General features: G+C 54.9%; 13 protein-coding genes. 6 read left to right on the plus strand and 7 right to left on the minus strand.

What is annotated here, in order from left to right:
• Positions 1-29: 29 nt before the first annotated feature.
• Complete coding sequence (locus IBT47_RS15375; RefSeq protein ID WP_200561233.1) at positions 30-1,043, minus strand: hypothetical protein; 1,014 nt, start codon at positions 1,041-1,043, stop codon at positions 30-32.
• Between the two features lie 79 nt (positions 1,044-1,122).
• Between IBT47_RS15375 and IBT47_RS15380 the strand changes: the two genes are divergently transcribed.
• Both IBT47_RS15380 and rcsC read left to right on the plus strand, forming a co-directional pair.
• Positions 1,123-2,106 carry an AraC family transcriptional regulator gene (locus tag IBT47_RS15380; protein WP_200561235.1) on the plus strand — a complete coding sequence of 328 codons (984 nt, stop codon included), beginning with the start codon at positions 1,123-1,125 and terminating at the stop codon, positions 2,104-2,106.
• A gap of 94 nt (positions 2,107-2,200) precedes the next feature.
• Positions 2,201-5,050 carry a two-component system sensor histidine kinase RcsC gene (gene rcsC / locus IBT47_RS15385; protein WP_200561237.1) on the plus strand — a complete coding sequence of 950 codons (2,850 nt, stop codon included), beginning with the start codon at positions 2,201-2,203 and terminating at the stop codon, positions 5,048-5,050.
• 40 nt (positions 5,051-5,090) lie between these two features.
• Here the strand turns inward: rcsC and rcsB are convergent, their stop codons facing one another.
• From rcsB to IBT47_RS15400, 3 genes are read right to left on the minus strand one after another with little or no spacing between them, the layout of a single operon-like run.
• Complete coding sequence (gene rcsB / locus IBT47_RS15390) at positions 5,091-5,741, minus strand: response regulator transcription factor RcsB (protein ID WP_105591299.1); 651 nt, start codon at positions 5,739-5,741, stop codon at positions 5,091-5,093.
• A 1-nt stretch (position 5,742) separates the two neighbouring features.
• Positions 5,743-8,406, minus strand: a complete 2,664-nt coding sequence (rcsD, locus tag IBT47_RS15395; protein ID WP_200561239.1) for a phosphotransferase RcsD — start codon at positions 8,404-8,406, stop codon at positions 5,743-5,745.
• Positions 8,407-8,419: 13 nt separating this feature from the next.
• On the minus strand, positions 8,420-9,574 hold the full coding sequence (locus tag IBT47_RS15400; protein WP_200546181.1) for an MFS transporter: 1,155 nt from the start codon (positions 9,572-9,574) through the stop codon (positions 8,420-8,422).
• A gap of 773 nt (positions 9,575-10,347) precedes the next feature.
• Between IBT47_RS15400 and ompC the strand changes: the two genes are divergently transcribed.
• The 4 genes from ompC (at position 10,348) to IBT47_RS15420 (ending at position 16,133) form a co-directional block, all read left to right on the plus strand.
• Positions 10,348-11,451 (plus strand): porin OmpC, encoded by a 1,104-nt coding sequence (gene ompC, locus IBT47_RS15405; RefSeq protein WP_200546182.1) that lies wholly within the window; start codon positions 10,348-10,350, stop codon positions 11,449-11,451.
• A gap of 1,213 nt (positions 11,452-12,664) precedes the next feature.
• Positions 12,665-13,723 (plus strand): FAD:protein FMN transferase ApbE, encoded by a 1,059-nt coding sequence (apbE, locus tag IBT47_RS15410; RefSeq protein ID WP_200561241.1) that lies wholly within the window; start codon positions 12,665-12,667, stop codon positions 13,721-13,723.
• Positions 13,724-13,732: 9 nt separating this feature from the next.
• Entirely contained in the window at positions 13,733-14,374 is a 642-nt protein-coding gene (alkB, locus tag IBT47_RS15415; protein WP_200561243.1) for a DNA oxidative demethylase AlkB, read from the plus strand.
• A 106-nt stretch (positions 14,375-14,480) separates the two neighbouring features.
• Complete coding sequence (locus tag IBT47_RS15420; RefSeq protein WP_200561245.1) at positions 14,481-16,133, plus strand: multidrug ABC transporter permease/ATP-binding protein; 1,653 nt, start codon at positions 14,481-14,483, stop codon at positions 16,131-16,133.
• Between the two features lie 181 nt (positions 16,134-16,314).
• Here IBT47_RS15420 and IBT47_RS15425 read toward each other — a convergent pair whose 3' ends face one another.
• From IBT47_RS15425 to IBT47_RS15435, 3 genes are read right to left on the minus strand one after another with little or no spacing between them, the layout of a single operon-like run.
• The gene (locus tag IBT47_RS15425) at positions 16,315-17,109 is read right to left on the minus strand and encodes an amino acid ABC transporter ATP-binding protein (RefSeq protein WP_200561247.1); all 795 of its coding nucleotides are present in this window, start codon (positions 17,107-17,109) and stop codon (positions 16,315-16,317) included.
• A gap of 2 nt (positions 17,110-17,111) precedes the next feature.
• Positions 17,112-18,026, minus strand: a complete 915-nt coding sequence (locus IBT47_RS15430; RefSeq protein ID WP_200546187.1) for an amino acid ABC transporter permease — start codon at positions 18,024-18,026, stop codon at positions 17,112-17,114.
• Positions 18,013-18,537 carry a GNAT family N-acetyltransferase gene (locus tag IBT47_RS15435; RefSeq protein ID WP_200561249.1) on the minus strand — a complete coding sequence of 175 codons (525 nt, stop codon included), beginning with the start codon at positions 18,535-18,537 and terminating at the stop codon, positions 18,013-18,015. The genes IBT47_RS15430 and IBT47_RS15435 overlap by 14 nt, the downstream gene beginning before the upstream one ends.
• Between the last annotated feature and the right edge of the window lie 6 nt (positions 18,538-18,543).

Consider the following 18,543-nt stretch of genomic DNA (forward strand, 5'->3'; position numbering starts at 1 on the left):
CGCAGAAATACCCCCTCTGCATTTAGCCGTTAAGGCTGTGTTGCGTTAGTTTCAATCCCCGCCTGCTGCATAAATTCCGTGACTGCGGTTATCGTCTGCTGGTGAATCCGTTCCCGCTCTGCGGCGGGAGTATCGCAGATAAACGCTTCTCCCTCTTCGGCCAGAATCTTCTCCGCCGTCGGCTGGCAGACCGGCAGGAAATCAAAGTGCCCGGCCTGTGGCATGATCTGGCGTGGCGTGTGTATTTCCTCTGTCCCCAGCGTCATTTTTCCCGTTGGCCGACTGTAATAGCCTGCGGCAAGGGTCAGTACCGGAATGGAAATGGCCTTCAGGCTTTCTGGGGTTAAGACATAGCTCATCCCCGGATCGAGCGCGATAGCGAAGGTGATTCGCGGATCGCGATAGCTGGCCGCGAGGCGGGCATCCTCAGTTTTCTCCAGCTGTATTCCGTTTTGCTTGTAAAAACGACAGTCCGGCATCTGCGGCATATCCTCGCAGTAATGCGTTAAGCGCTGGCGGTTAATCAATCCGCCCGCCAGTGCCAACACGCTGTAACCGCCTTTGGAGTGGCCTATCGCGCCGATTTTGCTTACATCAATGCTGTTCTTCCAGACGCCAGTTGCAAGGTAGTGGTCAAGCATCAACGACAAATCGCGGGTTTGCAGCGTCAAATCCGTTTCAGGCCGCGAATCCCCGGTGGTGCTTCCGGGGTGACTGGCCGCCACGACGATAGAGCCGCGTTCTGCCAGCGCCGTAGCAAGCCAGGCAAGGCTGGCATTATTTCCCCCGCTGCCGTGACTTAATAAAACCAGCGGGAAATGGCCGCTGGCTATCGGGGCATCGGGGATCGCTTTATAGCCGGTAAAAACCCTATTGCTGCCCAGCAGCTGTGGCTCGCTGTTGCTAGTGGTGGGATAAAATATTCGTACTTTCAGATCCCGCCCCGGGGAGACGTTTTCCAGCGTTTCCAGCCGGTTTCCCACGCTGTAGCTCCAGCCGCTAACGGGAATAAGTAAAAGTACCAGGTAAATAAACAGGCGCATTAATTTCTCTCCTTGTGTATAAAGGTCTGATTATCAGCTTGTTAGCGGCGCCTGGCGTCCTCGATCGCGATAGAGTCCTATGTTGATACCGATTAATTTTTTGCTGAGTCTGATTTGTCTGTTGTTGTTGGTTAAACGCTGGCAGGCCGGATGGGTGTGGCGTGGATTGTTGCTGCTGTGTCTGATCCACAGTCTGAACGCCGGAATCAGTACGCTCCTGGATAGTGCTATCTGGCATAAGCTTCAACCGGTTACCGGTGCCATGCTGCCGCTTGCCTGCCTGCTGGCGCTCCGGGAGCAGCAGGGTAAACCGCTGAGATACGGGCTGAGCCTGCTGCCGGTACTGCTGATGGCAGCCGCCGTCACCGGTTTCCCGCAGGCGATTGATGTACTGATGCCGGTTATCTGGTTCGCCTGTGCTGGTTTGATGTTAACTTCCCTCAAAGCGGGCAGCGACGTGCTGCCAACGGTGGCGCTGGAGCGCAGTGTTCCCACTGTTAAAACCTGGCGTTGGCTGGCGATCGTGCTTATCGCGGTGGCGCTGTTGGATGTGGCCGTTTCACTATTGGTTAACTTTGCCAGTGGGGCAGGGGTCCAGCTGTTGCTGTTCTGCGGTAATCTGCTGGTTTGTGCTGTTTTATCGTTGTCGCTGGTGCTGGCCCCGGCCAACCCCGTTCAGCCAGAACCCGGTTTGCCGAGGCAGCCCGATGCCGGTGACCATGATATTTTTATCGGCATTGAGCGGCTGATGCAGGAAGGTCTTTACCGGCGGACAGATTTGAATCTGGCACTGCTGGCGCGTAAAGCCGGCATCCCGGCACGGCGCGTTTCGGCGGCGATCAATGCGCTACGCCAGCAAAGCGTGTCGCAATATGTCAACGGTTGGCGGATTAGGGAGGCCTGCGAGCGCCTGCGCCGGGAAGACGGAACCGTGATTGAGATTATGGAAGAGGTCGGGTTTCTGACAAAATCCAACTTTAATCGTGAGTTTCGCCGCGTTTGTGGCACAACGCCATCGGAGTGGCGTAAATCCGCCTCGGAACAGACTGAATTAACGCGCTGAGCCTGCGGTGCAAACTGGCTTTTTTAGCAGGCTGGCGCTACTGTATCGGCACGTTTGCTATCATCAGCCTGTTTTGGACGTCAGTGGGTTCCATTTGAAATATCTCGTCTCTTTCCGCACCACGTTACGCATTTCCCGCTATCTGTTCCGCGCGCTGGCGTTGATGCTGTGGACGCTCGGCGCGCTGCTGACCGCGTTTTACATTATCAACGTATTGCATGAAAGAGAATCGCAGGTCCGTCAGGAGTTTAATACCAGCTACGATCAAACGCAGTGGTATGTCCGGCACTCCGCAGATGTGACCCGCGAGCTGAAGTTTATTGCTGAGAACCGGCTAAATGCCGCCAATAACGGGCTTGATGTGCTAAGCGGTGTGTTTCCCGGTAAAACCGCCACGCCACAATTTTATCCGCTGTATGCCGACTCGGACTGCAGTGCGATGAGTAACACATGGCGCAGTTCGCTTGAATCCCTCAGCTACTTCCTGCACTACTGGAAGGATAATTTTGCGACGGCCTACGATCTGAACCGGGTGTTCTTCGTGGGGGGCGAAAGCCAGTGTCTGGCGGACTTTGGCGTCGGTAACGCCTCGGTAGACCGTGAAAGAGCATTAAAGCTGCTGAATGAACGTATTCTTAAGTACCGCAATGGTAATGAAGATGAACGTAAAAGCAGCATCTTCTGGGTAGCTCCGACAGCTCAGCCCGGCGTGGGTTATTACTATATGATTACCCCGGTTTACATCGCGAACAAAGTTGCTGCGCTGCTTGGCATTGAGCAGTCTATTCGCATGGAAGATTTTATCACACCGGGAAGCCTGCCGGTGACGGTCACTCTGGTTGATGAAGATAATCAACGGATGCTCTCTTCCGCTCGTGGCGGCCCGTCGTTTTCATCCGACGATTTACCGGACGAGGATGCCTGGTTCGGCTATGTTCAGGGCTATAAGCAGCTGATCATGAAAAAAAGCCTGCCGCCTTCGTCGCTGAGCGTCGTGTACTCCGTTCCCACCGATGTGATGGTGGAACAGCTTAAAATCCTGATCGTGAATGCCGTGCTGCTGAATCTGATTAGCGCACTGCTGCTGTTTACTCTGGCCTGGCTGCTGGAGCGGCGGATGTTTTTACCGGCGGAAGATAACGCCCATCGGCTGGAAGAACACGAGCAGTTTAACCGTAAAATTGTGGCTTCCGCCCCGGTAGGGATCTGTATCCTGCGGACCAGCGACGGCACCAACATCCTCAGTAACGAGCTGGCGCATAATTATCTCACTATCCTGACGCAGGAAGATCGCCAGCGGCTGACTGAAATTATCTGCGGCCAGCAGGCCAATCTGGTGGATGTACTGACCGGCAGCAATACCAACCTGCAAATTAGCTTCGTTCACTCTCGCTACCGTAACGAGAACGTCGCCATCTGCGTGCTGGTGGATGTCAGCGCCCGCGTGAAAATGGAAGAGTCGCTGCAGGAGATGGCGCAGGCGGCGGAGCAGGCCAGCCAGTCCAAGTCAATGTTCCTGGCCACCGTGAGCCACGAACTGCGAACGCCGCTTTATGGCATTATCGGCAACCTCGATCTGCTGCAAACCAAAAGTCTGCCGCAGGGGGTGGAGTCGCTGGTTACCGCGATGAACAACTCTTCCAGCCTGTTGCTGAAGATCATCAGTGATATCCTGGACTTCTCCAAAATTGAATCGGAACAGTTGAAAATTGAACCGCGTGAGTTTTCCCCACGCGAAGTGGTCACCCATATCACCTCTAACTATCTGGCGATGGTGATTAAGAAGCGCCTGACGCTGTGGTGTTTTATCGACAATGACGTTCCGGTAACGCTGAACGGCGATCCGATGCGCCTGCAACAGGTGCTTTCAAACCTGCTAAACAATGCCATTAAGTTCACTCATACCGGCGGCATCATCCTGCATGTATACGTGCGCGATGGCTATCTGGCATTCCGCGTGCGTGATACCGGCGTGGGAATACCGGGTAAAGAAGTCATCAAGCTGTTCGATCCGTTCTTCCAGGTCGGCAGCGGCGTGCAGCGTAATTTCCAGGGAACCGGGCTCGGGCTGGCGATCTGTGAAAAACTAATCAATATGATGGATGGCGATATTGAGGTGGATTCCGAACCGGGTATGGGAAGCCAGTTTACTATTCGTATCCCTCTTTATAACAGCAACGTTGCTGCGCCGGTCCTGCATGACGGACTGCAGGATAAACACTGCTGGCTGGCGATACGTAACGACACGCTGGCGGATTTCCTCTGCCGCTCGCTGCCGCAGCAGGGTATTCAGGTGCATCGCTATGAAGGTGAATACGCAGCGGATGATGTCGTTATCACCGACCATGATTTCCAGCCGGACAGCGACGTTCGCGCAGTGATCCGCTTTGATGCCAGTCACAACGGAGCACCGCAGGAGCTGATTGCCGGTCGATGGATCTACAGCACCATCGCGCCTCACGAGCTGGTGTCCCTGCTGGGGCGCATTTACCGTGTTGAGGTGGAGCTCCCCGCTGAACTGCCGCAGGCGGTTGCAGCCGATCAGCAGGCGGTGAGCAATGACGATATTCTGATTCTGGTGGTGGACGATCACCCCATTAACCGCATGTTGCTGTCGGATCAGCTGGGATCGCTGGGGTATCGGGTGAAAACCGCGCAGGATGGCGTCGACGCGCTAAACGTTATCAGCCGCAGCGAAATCGACATCGTGCTGACCGACGTTAATATGCCGAATATGGATGGCTATCGCCTGACTCAGCGTTTACGCCAGCTGGGTCAAACCTTCCCGGTGGTCGGCGTTACCGCCAATGCACTGGCAGAAGAGAAACAGCGCTGTATGGAAGCGGGAATGGATAACTGCCTGTCGAAGCCGGTGACGATGGATGTTTTACAGCAGGCGCTGGCTTTTTATGCCGAGCGGGTGAGAAAGGGCAGGGCGGGGTAAAGTACGTGGGGCGACCTGAATCTGTCGCCCCATCGAGGATTTACTCTTTATCAACCGAGGACATGCTGACGGATGACAGGTAGTTCAGCAGGGCAATGTCGTTTTCCACGCCCAGTTTCATCATCGCTGACTTCTTCTGGCTACTGATGGTTTTGATACTGCGATTCAGTTTCTTGGCGATTTCAGTGACCAGGAAGCCTTCTGCGAACAGGCGCAGTACTTCGCTCTCTTTTGGCGACAGGCGTTTATCACCGTAACCGCCAGCGCTGATTTTCTCCAGCAGCTTTGCCACGCTCTCTGGCGTATATTTTTTGCCTTTCTGCAGTGCGGCAAGGGCTTTAGGCAGATCGGTTGGCGCGCCCTGTTTCAGCACAATTCCTTCGATGTCCAGATCCAGCACGGCGCTCAGTATTGCCGGGTTATTGTTCATGGTCAGAACGATAATCGACAGGTCAGGATAGTGGCGTTTGATGTATTTGATCAGCGTAATACCGTCGCCGTATTTATCTCCTGGCATAGACAGGTCGGTGATCAGTACGTTGGCCTCAAGCTTAGACAGGCTGTTGATCAAACTTGTGGAGTCTTCAAATTCCCCTACAACGTTGACCCATTCAATTTGTTCGAGGGATTTACGAATACCAAACAGGACAATGGGATGGTCGTCGGCAATGATTACATTCAGGTTATTCATTTTATGGGTTACCTTGCAGCAGCAGCTCGTTGACGTAATGGTCAATTTCACTGGTGGTATTTTTAATGTTTGAATCGCTACATTCGCGGATGTGCTGCTCTAACGTTTCGCAGAGCTGCTTGCCGGGGAGCAGGTTGAGCATGGCAAACACACCTTTAAGCCGGTGTGCTGTCTGAGCAAGCGCACTGTATTCCCTGTTTGCTGCCTCATTATACAACCTCCTGACATCATCCGGAACTGTGTCCACAAATAGCTGGAAATAACCGCTGGCAAATAGCTGTGCCAAATCCTGCGGTTCCGTGCTTTCTTCAACCGACTCTTCCTGTGCCAGCTGTTGTTCGATCAGCTGCAACAGTGCATCCTGCATTGCGCTACTGATATTGAAATTAACCCGATACTGGCCGTGAGCCAGCAGAGTAAAGCCGGGCTCGTCGTCTGCAAGCAGCAATGACCACGGCGTCAGTCGTGACGGATCGTCAGTAACCAGCACATCATGCTGCTGGCCGGAGAAGCGCTCATCTGGCGTAATGCAGTTGGCACCCCAGTCTTCAAGTTGATGCACCACAATTTTACGCACGTCATCAACAGTGATATCTATCAGGGCATTCACACCTTCGAGCAGTTTCTCTTCCTGTTCCTGCTGCGGCTCGGATGGCAGCGGCAGTTGAATGCTGTATCGGGAGCCAATTTCCGCCGTCGCATGAATATCGAGCTGGCCGCCAAGCTGTTTGCAAAGCTGTTTACAAAGGAAGAAGGCCATACCGGATGCCTGACCAAAGCGATCTTTATGCGTTTCACCGAGGAACGGGAAATCGGTGTTGGCCATTTCGTCAGCCGACAGGCCGGAACCGGTATCCACAATATCAATCACCAGCCGTTCCCGATTATCCGTGGCGGTATTGACCGTCAAACTGACTCGCCCCCACATCGTGGTGGTAATAGCATAGTACATCAGCGTGGAGAGGATTTTTGCCATGGCGCGACGGTCGCCCAACCGCAGTTCATCGCTGCTCAGATGATTAGCGATCATCAGCGTTAAGCCTTTACGCCGCATCATCGGCAGAACGTCCTGGGCCAGTTCATCCAGAAGCGTTTGTACATTAAACAGGCCCACTTCCGGCGCCCAGTCCAGCGTTTCAAGCTGATTCAGCAGTACGATATCGTCGATCAGACGCTCCAGAGACTGTGCCGATTCCAGGGAGTGATTAAGCGATTCCACATCGTAATCGCTGCCCAGGGTCAGCAGGCGCTGAATCACATCGCTGAGCGGTCGCTGGAGGGCATGACCCAGATTTTGTAACAGCTGCTGCCGCGACTGATGATTTTTATCCAGAACCTGTTGCGCCTTCTGCAGTTTTTTATTAACCAGCAGTTCACGGTCCTGATCGCGCATCATAAACAGCTGCGTATGCGGAGAGATTGCGCTGCGTGCGTGGCGAATTTCATAGACTTCATTGTTGACCGTCGCCTGCAAAACGCCCTGATGCTGATCGGACATATTGATAATTTTTTGCAGGTTTAGATGCGGCAACAGGTGTTCCGCAATCTTGTTACAGAGCAGCGTTCGGTTGTTCGCAAAATCGTAAACCAACAGTCCTACCGGCAGCGTGGCGACAATTTCCTCGTTAAGCTGACGCAGTGATTCCAGTTCGGCACTTTGATTTTCACTCGGCCGCAGCGACTGCTGGCGGAGCAGGAACAAGCCGGCGAGCGACAGCAGCAGCAGGCTGAGATTCGCCAGCAGCGGCCAGAGTAAATTGTGCAGCGTATCCAGCGCCAGTTCGGTCACCGGTACGCGGTACACCAGCTGCAAAGGGGTTCCGGAGAGCGATGTCGCAATTTCAATATTGGGATTCACCCAGTTAATGCGCGCTTTACTGCTGTTATCCTCACTGTCGCTACCTTCAGCCACCGGCGCAGTATCCTGCCGCAGCTGGAAGTTTTCCAGCGGCATGGCTTCAGGAATGATGTCGTTCACCGGTAGATCGAAGGCCACTACCGTTGCCAGATGACCGGGCTGATTGAAGGTGGTGCGCATAGTAAAGTAGTGGTCGTTTTGCCAGCTTAACCGCCGTAGCGGAGAGAAACTTTCGCGCTCATCCAGTGCATTCGCCTGCTGGAGCATTTCCGCCCGGCGCGCCTCAACGATATTGCTGATGGCGTTATCTTTGTAGCGCGTTGCCATATCCTTCAGTGGCAGAGTTGAAACCAGAATCAGGCTGTTGTCCTGACCATTCAGGAAATACATTGACCAGGTACTGTTTTCAGCACCCCAGAGGGTATCCAGATAGTTGGACATGCGTTGCGACATATCCAGCGTGCTGCTGTCGTGCGAGCCGAAAATCAGCGCCTCCGTTTTGCGCCGGTTCTTTTCCAGCGCGTAGACATCGGGACGCAGTCGGGTTTCCTGTAGGCTTTCGGAAGGCGTTGTACCCGCTGCGGTCGCCGCCAGATTTTCATAAATCTGCCAGGTAGCAAAACGATAAGTATCAATGCGTTTCTGCATGGCGTGAGTAATATCATTCATCACGTAGTGCCTGGCCGTAAGCCAGGCACTCACCGCATTCTGAATCATAAAGCCGGATGCCAGCAGCAATAGCAGAATAAACAGCACGAAAAATCGCGTGACGTTAGCGGATGTCAGCGGGAATTTATAGGTCGTCATACGTTGGCACCGCTCATCGGGTGATCAATCTCGCGCTGGCAGCAACGACTAACAGCAGTGCAGCAACGGCGCTGAAGGCGACCGAAAGACTTGACCACTGAGCAATAAAACCGATCAGTGCCGGGCCGGCAAGAATGCCTGCATAGCCAATCGTTGTCATCGCGGAGATAGCCAGGTTCACCGGCATGGTTTTTTGGTTTCCGGCGGCGCTGAACATAATCGGCACGGTGTTCGATGCACCAAAACCGACCAGTAAAAAGCCCACGAGCGTCATCGTTGAGTCGTTGATGGTTACCGCCAGCACCAGCCCTGCTGCGGCGCAAAGCGAACCAAAGAACAGTGTTGCCGTGCGGCCCGCTTTTAACACAACCCAGTCGCCGCATAATCTGCCGATGGTCATGGCGACGGAAAACACCGCATAGCCCATCCCGGCCTGCGCGGCGGGCACATCGCGGCTATGAGTCAGAAACAGTGCGCCCCAGTCGAGAATGGCACCTTCGGCAAGAAACAGAATAAAGCACAATACACCAAGGAACAGCACCCAACCGCGCGGCAGAACAAACATGGGGGTATCGGGCTGATGCAGGCGTTCGTTCAGGATATGGCGCTGGCAATAAAGATACAGTGCGATCAGCAGCAGATTAATCACCAGTACCGCATGCACCGGGGTCATGCCCAGAGCCAAAATCAGGCTCATCAGTCCGGCTCCGACGATACCGCCCATACTGAAGAAACCGTGAAAGCCGGACATCATCGCTTTGCCCGAACTTTTTTCGACTTCTACCGCCTGGATATTCATGGCGACGTCAATTAATCCAATCGATGCACCGAAGGCCATCAGCGCCAGCGCCAGAGAAAAAGGGGAAGAGAACAGGGCCAGAAGGGGCAGCAACACCAGTAAAAAAGCACTGCCGCAGGTAATAATACGCTTACAGCCATAACGTCCCACCAGAACGCCGGTTACCGGCATGGCAATCAGCGATCCCAGCCCGAGAAACAGCAGCAGCGTACCGAAGGAAGCATCGCTTAGCGCAGCACGATCTTTAGCATAAGGGACCAGCGGTGCCCAGGCTGCCATACCAATCCCGGCGATTAAAAAAACGACGCGAGTGGCTCGTTGATTTAACCGCGCTACATTCGCTGAGATCTGCGTTTCCAGTGTTGTCATTTTATCCATTCAGCCCGTGCAAAGTTAACCCCGTTTTTTACCACAATTGCCATGAGTAAAGAAGCGCAACGCTGCATGGGGGGCGCTGTTCAAGCGGATAGCCGGGCTATCTGATCATTCAGCCAATCTTAATAACCTGAAAGGTCACACCTGTGAATCGGAATCGTCGGGTAGCGGCGATTTTCCAGAGGAGTCCTGGGCCGTGGTTTAAATCGGTAATGCGCCAATCTGCGCTATCTGGCGCTTTTCAGAAGCAGAACTGTAGCGGCTATTTGTTTCCTTCAGACGGAGTGACGGGGAGAGAACGTTTACTTTACGGGGGAAATTAACTTTACGGAGGTTCGCGCAGGAATTAAAAGCAAAAAAAACCGGACAACAAGGCCCGGCGGAAATATTTGGGGTGACACAAATCATTCGGGGTGAATGAAGGTAATAATGAAATTAAATGATGATAGCGTAATTATTATAGCTTTTGCTGGATGGCGATATTTATCATTCAGTGCGCAAAATAACTGTTTTAAATTATTGTTTTCAATAGATTTAATTATTTTTTGATTATTGATGCTATATTATTTATCAATAAATGCCGTTTAAAAGTTCCCTTGAATTTACTTTTTGAAATATATGTAATATGTTCTGAAACATATTATTGTGTTTGGTATCATTTTCCTCATGGATTATTGCCTGTGGTTCCTTAATATGACCTTCAACGCTGAATTAATACATTCAGTACGCAGTGGCAAATAAGATAAATAAAATGAGAGGGTAATTACATGAAACTTCGCGTTCTTTCGCTGATGATTCCAGCTCTGCTGGTAGCTGGTACTGCTGGCGCAGCTGAAATCTACAATAAAGACGGCAACAAACTGGATCTGTTCGGTAAAGTTGACGGTCTGCACTACTTCTCCGATGACAATGGTACCGACGGTGACCAGTCTTACCTCCGCTTTGGCTTCAAGGGCGAAACTCAGGTGACCGATCAACTGACCGGTTATGGTGAGTGGGAATATCAGGTTGCGCTGAACAACACCGAGTCTCAGGGGACTGCTGACAACTACACGCGTGTCGGTTTCGCGGGTCTGAAATTTGGCGATGCGGGGTCTCTGGACTACGGTCGTAACTACGGTGTTATGTACGACATTGGCGCATGGACCGACGTTCTGCCTGAGTTCGGTGGCGATACCTACGGTGCGGATAACTTCCTCTTCCAGCGTTCAAGCGGCCTTGCGACCTATCGTAACAATGACTTCTTTGGTCTGGTTGACGGCCTGAACTTTGCTATCCAGTATCAGGGTAAAAACGGCAGCCCGGAAGAAAGCAACAACGGTCGTGACGTGCTCGGCCAGAACGGTGATGGCTGGGGTCTGTCAACCACCTATGACATCGGTGAAGGCTTTGGTATCGGTGCCGCTATGTTCTCTTCTGACCGTACTGACGAGCAGAACAACAGCGCAGCGCTGGGTCACGGCGACCACGCGACCGCATACTCAGGCGGTCTGAAATATGACGCTAACAACATTTACCTGGCCGCCATGTATACTCGCGCGTATAACGCGACCCGTTTTGGCAGCATTGACTCCAGCGCTTACGGTTACGCAAACCAGGCAGATAACTGGGAACTGGTTGCACAGTACCAGTTTGATTTCGGCCTGCGCCCATCTCTGGCATTTGTTAGCTCACGTGGCAAACAGATCGAAGGTTACGGTTCTCAGAACCTGAAACGCTACATTGATGTGGGTACCACCTACTACTTCAATAAAAACATGTCCACCTACGTTGATTACCAGATCAATCTGCTGGACGACAGCGCCTTCACCAACGCAGCCGGTATCAATACCGACGATGTAGTGGCAGTTGGTCTGGTTTACCAGTTCTAAGTCTTGCTACTACAGATGGGCTGAAGGATATCCCCTGATGCCTGTAAGTTGAAAGTAACGGAGCCGCTATCTTTTCAAGATGGCGGCTTTTTTATCATCGGTAGCCGCATAACCCTCTCTTAACGTCATCCTTTCCGCAATAAAGTGCACTTGTGCTTTTGTTATCAGCAGCTAATCGTTTGTGGCTGTGGCTGTGGCTGTGGCTGTGGCTGTGGCTTGAGCAAGCCAGGCCCGACCTCTGCGGCGGCCGGGCGGTCCTCGCGTCATGCTGCGCATGATGCCTTCGGTTCCGGCTTCTGGTCTTGCGGACCGACCCGGAGTGGGCGTCCTGCCCACGCCGCGCCTGAGACCCGCGTCCATGCGGGTCTCTCCGGCCCAGAATCCTGCACCTCAGCGCTGCGGATTGCCCGGTCGCCGCAGAGGTCGGGCCTTCTGAACGTTTTGCATCGCTTTCATCATTCAGAGAAGAGATCCGGATTCATTTTTCAGGCAACGCAGAAGCCAGAAAGCAGGCGAGTTGTGCCTCCGGGCAGACAACTCGCAGCACTGAACGCGAAGAGGAATACTGGATTCATTTTTCAGGCAACGCAGAAGTCAGAAAGCAGGCGAGTTATGTCTCCGGGCGTACATTTCACAGTGCTGAACGCAGAGCGGAATTCTGGATTCACTTTCAGGCAACGCAGAAGCCAGAAAGCAGGCGAGTTGTGCATCCGGGCGGACATTTCACAGCGCTGAACGCAGAGAGGAATCCTGGATTCATTTTCAGGCGACGCGGAAGCCAGAAAGCAGGCGAGTTATGCCTCCGGGCGGACAATCCACAGCGCTGAACGCAGAGAGGAAGCCAGGATTCGCCTGCATGGACGCAGGCGAAAGGCACAGCCGCGCAGGACGCGCGTCTGTGCTGGTCCGTCCGGCTGACAAGCGAAGTGAAGGTACCGCAAAGCGGCGCGAGGACCATCCGCCCGGAGGCATAACCCGCCAGCGCCAGCCTCTGACCTTACAAACAACCTGGGGTACAATCCACCTGTGTGGCATTCCCTCGTTAACTCACCCTATTTCTAAACCGCCCCTGAATCACCACACCGGCTTCCCTTGTCATTCCCGCCTGTGGCAAAGATAATCATCGCCACAAATTTTATACAGTATTTAAAAATGGCGCAGCCCTCGTAGCTCAGGCTTACGTCGTAACGGCAGCAAAAAGGTTAGAAAGAAAATGAAAGCGAACTGGCGACACTTTATCAGCCTGGCGGCCGCATTTTTGCTGGTGGCCTGCGACAACCCGCAAACCACCGCGCAGCAGGATGCCATGGTGCTGGAAGGGAAAACGATGGGAACCTACTGGCGCGTCAGCCTGGCGGGCGTGGATAACTCGCGCCGTGAAGCGTTGCAAAACGCCATCCAACAGCAGCTGAATAACGATGACCATGAGCTTTCAACCTGGAAAAATGATTCCGTCCTTTCCCGATTCAACCAGTACCGCGGCAGCGACCCGCAGCCGGTCAGCGACAATATGGCCGATATCGTCACCCTGGCGCTGCGAATTGGTCATCAAACCGGCGGTGCGATGGATATCACTATTGGACCCCTGGTTAATCTGTGGGGCTTCGGCCCGGACAAACAGCCCGTCAGCACCCCGAACATTCAGCAGATCGATGCCGCCCGCGCGCTGACCGGATTGCAGCACCTGCAGGTGATCAACCGTGCCGGGCAGGCATATCTGCAAAAAGATCTTCCGGGACTGTACGTGGACCTCTCAACCGTGGGTGAAGGTTTCGCCACCGACCACCTGGCGCGGCTGATGGAAAAAGAGGGCATCAACAACTATCTGGTTTCGGTAGGCGGGGCGGTGCTGACGCGTGGGCAAAATGCGCAGGGCAAAGCCTGGCAGGTGGCGATTCAGAAACCGACCGATCGTGAAAATGCGGTACAGGCCATCGTCGATCTGCAGGGACACGGCATCAGCACCTCCGGCAGCTATCGCAACTACTATGAACTGGACGGCAAGCGTATTTCTCACGTGATCGATCCGGTCACCGGCCAGCCGATCCAGCATCGACTGGTGTCCGCCACGGTGATTGCTACCACGGCGCTGGAGGCCGACGGCTGGGATACCGGGCTGATGGTACTGGGCGAGGAGAAAGCCAAAGCGCTGGCGCTGCGTGATAAGCTGGCGGTCTATCTGATCTATAAACAGGGCGACGGCTTTGTCAGCTGGATGTCGCCGCAGTTTAAGGCCTTTATACAGTCTGATACCGGCAGTGATAAACCCTGAGGAGTCGTTATGCTCGATCTGTTTGCCGAAGAGGAACCCTGGAGCGAACCGCTGGCTGACGGCGCGGTGATCCTGCGCCGACGAGCACTGAGCGATGCCGATGCACTACTTGAACAGGTGGCGCAGATTGCGGCACAGAACCCCTTTCACCATCGCATCACGCCCGGCGGCCACCGCATGTCGGTGGCGATGACCAACTGCGGAGATCTGGGCTGGAGCACCGACTCGCGCGGCTATCAGTACAGCGAGCAGGATAACGCCGGGGGAACCCGCTGGCCGCCTATGCCGACGCTGTTTCGCCAGCTTGCCGTCAGCTGTGCCGCCGAAGCCGGTTTCGCTAACTTTAATCCCGATGCCTGCCTGCTTAACCGCTATGAGCCTGGAGCAAAGCTGACCCTGCATCAGGATAAGGACGAGCGCGACCTGCGCCAGCCGATCGTCTCGGTTTCGCTCGGGCTGCCTGCGGTCTTCCAGTTTGGCGGTTTTGAGCGGAGTGACGGCATCACGCGGGTGCTGCTGGAGCACGGTGATGTGGTGGTATGGGGCGGGCCTTCACGGCTGCGCTACCACGGGATTCTGCCGCTGAAACCCGGTATTCACCCTCAGGCCGGTGCGTTCCGTTTTAATCTGACCTTCCGCCGCGCGCACTAACCCCGGCTTAACACGCAGCCAATGCGGTGATAATGAGAATTAGTATTGATATAGCCCACTATCTCATTAAACTGCTAGCTGCTTTTTTACCTGCCGGGATGTTTTCATGGAGTTGCTCCACGTTGTTTATAAGCAGTATCGCTGGCCGTTTATCGGCGTGATCCTGCTTAGCCTGCTCAGCGCCGCGCTGGGTATTGGTCTTATCGCCTTTATCAACCGCGAACTGATCGTTACTCTCAACTCTTCACTGATGGTGCTGCCACAGTTCCTTGGCCTGCTGCTGTTGCTGATGGCAGTAACGCTGGGGTCCCAGCTGGCGCTGACCCTGTTGGGTCACCACTTTGTCTATCGCCTGCGCGGTGAATTTATCCGCCGGATTCTGGATACTCGCGTCGAGCGCATCGAGCAGATTGGTAACGCCCAACTGCTGGCGGCGCTGACCAGCGACGTGCGCAATATCACTATCGCCTTCGTGCGCCTGCCGGAACTGATCCAGGGGATTATTTTAACCGTGGGATCGGCGGCCTATCTGGGCTGGCTGTCACCGAAAATGCTGGTGGTCACCGCCATCTGGGTTGCCATCACGATTTTCGGCGGCTGGCTGCTGGTATCACGCGTTTACCGCCATCTGGAAGTGCTGCGTAACACCGAAGAGCGCCTGTATGCCGATTTCCAGACCATTATCGAAGGCCGCAAAGAACTGGCGCTGAACCGCCAGCGCGCGCAGCAGATTTTTGACGATGTCTACGGTGAGGATGCCCGCACCTATCGCCATCATATCGTGCGCGCGGATACCTACCATCTCAGCGCCGTGAACTGGTCGAATATTATGATGCTCGGCGCGATCGGGCTGGCATTCTATCTGGCCAATAGCCTGGGCTGGGCCGATACCGCTGTGGCCGCCACCTATTCGCTGACGCTGCTGTTCCTGCGTACGCCGATGCTGTCTGCCGTTGGCGCGCTGCCGACGCTGCTGACCGCGCAGGTGGCGTTCAACAAGCTCAATACCTTTAAGCTGGCCGACTACCAGGCTGAATTCCCGGCGCAGCGCGGTAAAAAAGCGTGGCAGACGCTGGAGCTGCGCAACCTGGTGTTCCACTACGGCGATAGCGGATTCAGCGTGGGACCGATCAATATGGTTCTCAACCGTGGCGAGCTGGTGTTTCTGATTGGCGGTAACGGCAGCGGAAAATCCACGCTGGCGATGCTGCTGACCGGGCTATATCAGCCGGTTTCCGGCGAGATCCTGCTCGACGGCAAAGTGATTCAGCCCGAATCGATGGACGATTACCGGCAGCTGTTCTCAGCGGTATTTACCGATGTGCATCTGTTCGACCGACTCATCGATGACAGCGGCCAGCCGGCCGATCCCGAGCGGGTCCAGGCGTGGCTGGAGCGGCTACAGATGCAGGATAAGATCCAGCTTGACGGCAACCGCATACTGAATCTGAAACTGTCGAAAGGGCAGAGCAAGCGCCTGGCGCTGCTGCTGGCCACCGCCGAACAGCGCGACATTCTGCTGCTTGACGAGTGGGCGGCGGATCAGGACCCGCACTTCCGTCGTATCTTCTATCGCGAGCTGCTGCCGTGGCTACAGGGGATGGGTAAAACCGTCTTTGCTATCAGCCATGACGATCACTATTTCCTGCATGCCGATCGCCTGCTGGAAATGCGTCATGGGCATCTCACTGAGCTGACCGGGGCCGAGCGGGATATGGCCACGCTGGACGCGGTAAAGCGTACGGATACCGCAGGCTGACCTTTGCATAAGTTCAGCTACTATTGTTATTAGTCAACGGGTTAGTACAGGGGTAAGCTGATTGCAACGGTTGAGTACCGCCGTTAACTTCCCTGAACTTTCTCGTCGTCTTACCAAATGGTTGCAACGGCTTATCATTATGATAAGCCGTTTTTTTATGAATCAGAGAGAGGGGGAGAAATTAGAGAACTTTGGCGAGGAAGCGGCTGGTGCGCGGATGCTGCGGGTTGTTCAGCACCTGCTGTGCGCTGCCCTGTTCAACGATTTTACCGTCAACCATAAACACCACATTATCGGCCACCTCGCGCGCAAAGCCGATTTCATGGGTGACCACCACCAGTGTGGTGCCGGAGCGGGCGAGCTTTTTAATGGTATCCAGTACTTCACCAACCAGCTCCGGGTCCAGCGCGGAGGTGGGTTCATCAAACAGAATAACCCGCGGATCGAGCGCCAGTGCACGAGCAATCGCGATACGCTGCTGCTGACCACCGGAAAGATGGCGCGGCCAGGCATCCGCCTTGTGACGTAATCCCACCGCATCCAGCAGCTCTCCGGCGCGTTCTATCGCCTGCTGGCGGGTTAATCTTTTATGCACAATGGGCGCTTCAATAATGTTTTCCAGCACCGTCAGATGCGGGAACAGATTAAAGTTCTGGAAGACGTAGCCCACCTCGGTACGCTGTTTGAGAATTGCCTTTTCCTTCAGCTCATACAGCTTATCCCCTTTGCGCCGATAGCCAATGTAGTCGCCGTCAATGCGAATAAAGCCTTCGTCGACGCGTTCCAGATGATTAATCGCCCGCAGCAGGGTGGATTTACCGGAGCCGGAAGGGCCGAGGATCACCGTCACCGAACCCGGCGGCAGCTCGAGCGACACATTATCCAGCGCCTTGAAGCGGCCAAAGCTTTTGCTGACGTGGGTAATCGAAATATGGCCGCGCACCGCGTGGCTGTGCAGATCGAGGGCTTCTGACATCGTTAGCTCCTTAGCGGGGTGATCGCCGCAGTCTGGCGGCGTAAGCGCCAGCGTGGACGCGGAGTAGAAGATTCACGGGTTGCACTGCGGGCCAGCCAGCGCTCAACGTAATGCTGCAGAATCGACAGTACGGTGGTGATCAGCAGATACCAGACGGCGGCCACCATCAGCAGCGGGATAACCTGCTGCGTGCGGTTGTAGACCATCTGAATGGTGTAGAACAGTTCCGGCATCGCCAGTACGTACACCATCGCGGTGCCTTTGGCGAGGCTGATAATTTCGTTAAAACCGGTCGGGATAATTGAGCGCAGTGCCTGCGGCAGGATAATGCGTAGCGTGCGGCGCGAGCCCGGCAGGCCCAGCGCGGCGGCGGCTTCAAACTGACCCTGATCGACGCCGAGTATGCCACCGCGAATAATCTCAGCGGTATAGGCCGACTGCACCAGAGTCAGGCCGATTACGGCGGTGCTGAACTGGCCAAGTACGTCAATGGTCTGGTATTCGGCAAAGGTCAGCGGAGTGAACGGAATACCAATCGACAGTGTGTCGTAGAGGTAAGAGAAGTTGTAGAGAATAATCAGCACCACAATCAGCGGCAGCGAGCGGAACAGCCAGATGTAGCCGAAAGCCAGTCCTGAAAGCAGCCACGAAGGCGAAAGGCGGGCCAGCGCCAGCAGGCCGCCAAAGAAAATACTGAGTACCGTGGCGATCAGCGTCAGCAGCAGGGTCTGGCCCAGGCCGCTGAGGATCGCCGGGTGGAAGAACCAGTGCGCGAAGACCTTCCACTCCCAGCGAGGATTAAAGGCCACCGACTGAATCACTACCGCCAGCACAAACAGGGCAATAAACCCGCCCAGCACTCTGAGCGGATAGCGGGCAGGGACCACGCGCAGGGTTTCCGTTTCATTGTGTTTCATGAGCGGCTCCTGCGGTAACATGCTGATTCAGCAGCTTGCGGAAGCGCAGTCGGCCATCATGGGGCGGCAGGCTGTACTCTTCCGGGTTACGGGTGATATCGAACTGCGGCTGATAGCCGTGGGAAAGATAGAGCCTGACGGCTTCCGGCTGGCGGAAACCGGTGGTGAGGAACACCCCTGTGTAACCTGCCAGCTCGGCGCGTCGCTCCAGTTCAACCAGCACCTGCAGTGCCAGCCCCTGGCGGCGCAGATCGCTGCGCGTCCAGATGCGTTTCAGCTCGGCGGTTTCCGCGTCGAGCGCCTTGTAGGCGCCCATTGCAATAATCTCACCTTCGCGCTCCAGCACCACAAACGTACCCCGTGGCGGCAGATACCATTCGGTCAGCTCGACTTCCGCGTCGCGGGCGAAAAAATCACCGTAGCGGGCGCTGTATTCGCCAAACAGACCTTCGATAATCGGTGCCAGCTCCGGGGCTTCCGGTGACAGCTGGCGGAACTGTGCTTGACTCATCGCGAA

The organism is Erwinia sp. S43 (assembly GCF_016624745.1).
Taxonomy (GTDB): domain Bacteria; phylum Pseudomonadota; class Gammaproteobacteria; order Enterobacterales; family Enterobacteriaceae; genus Erwinia; species Erwinia coffeiphila.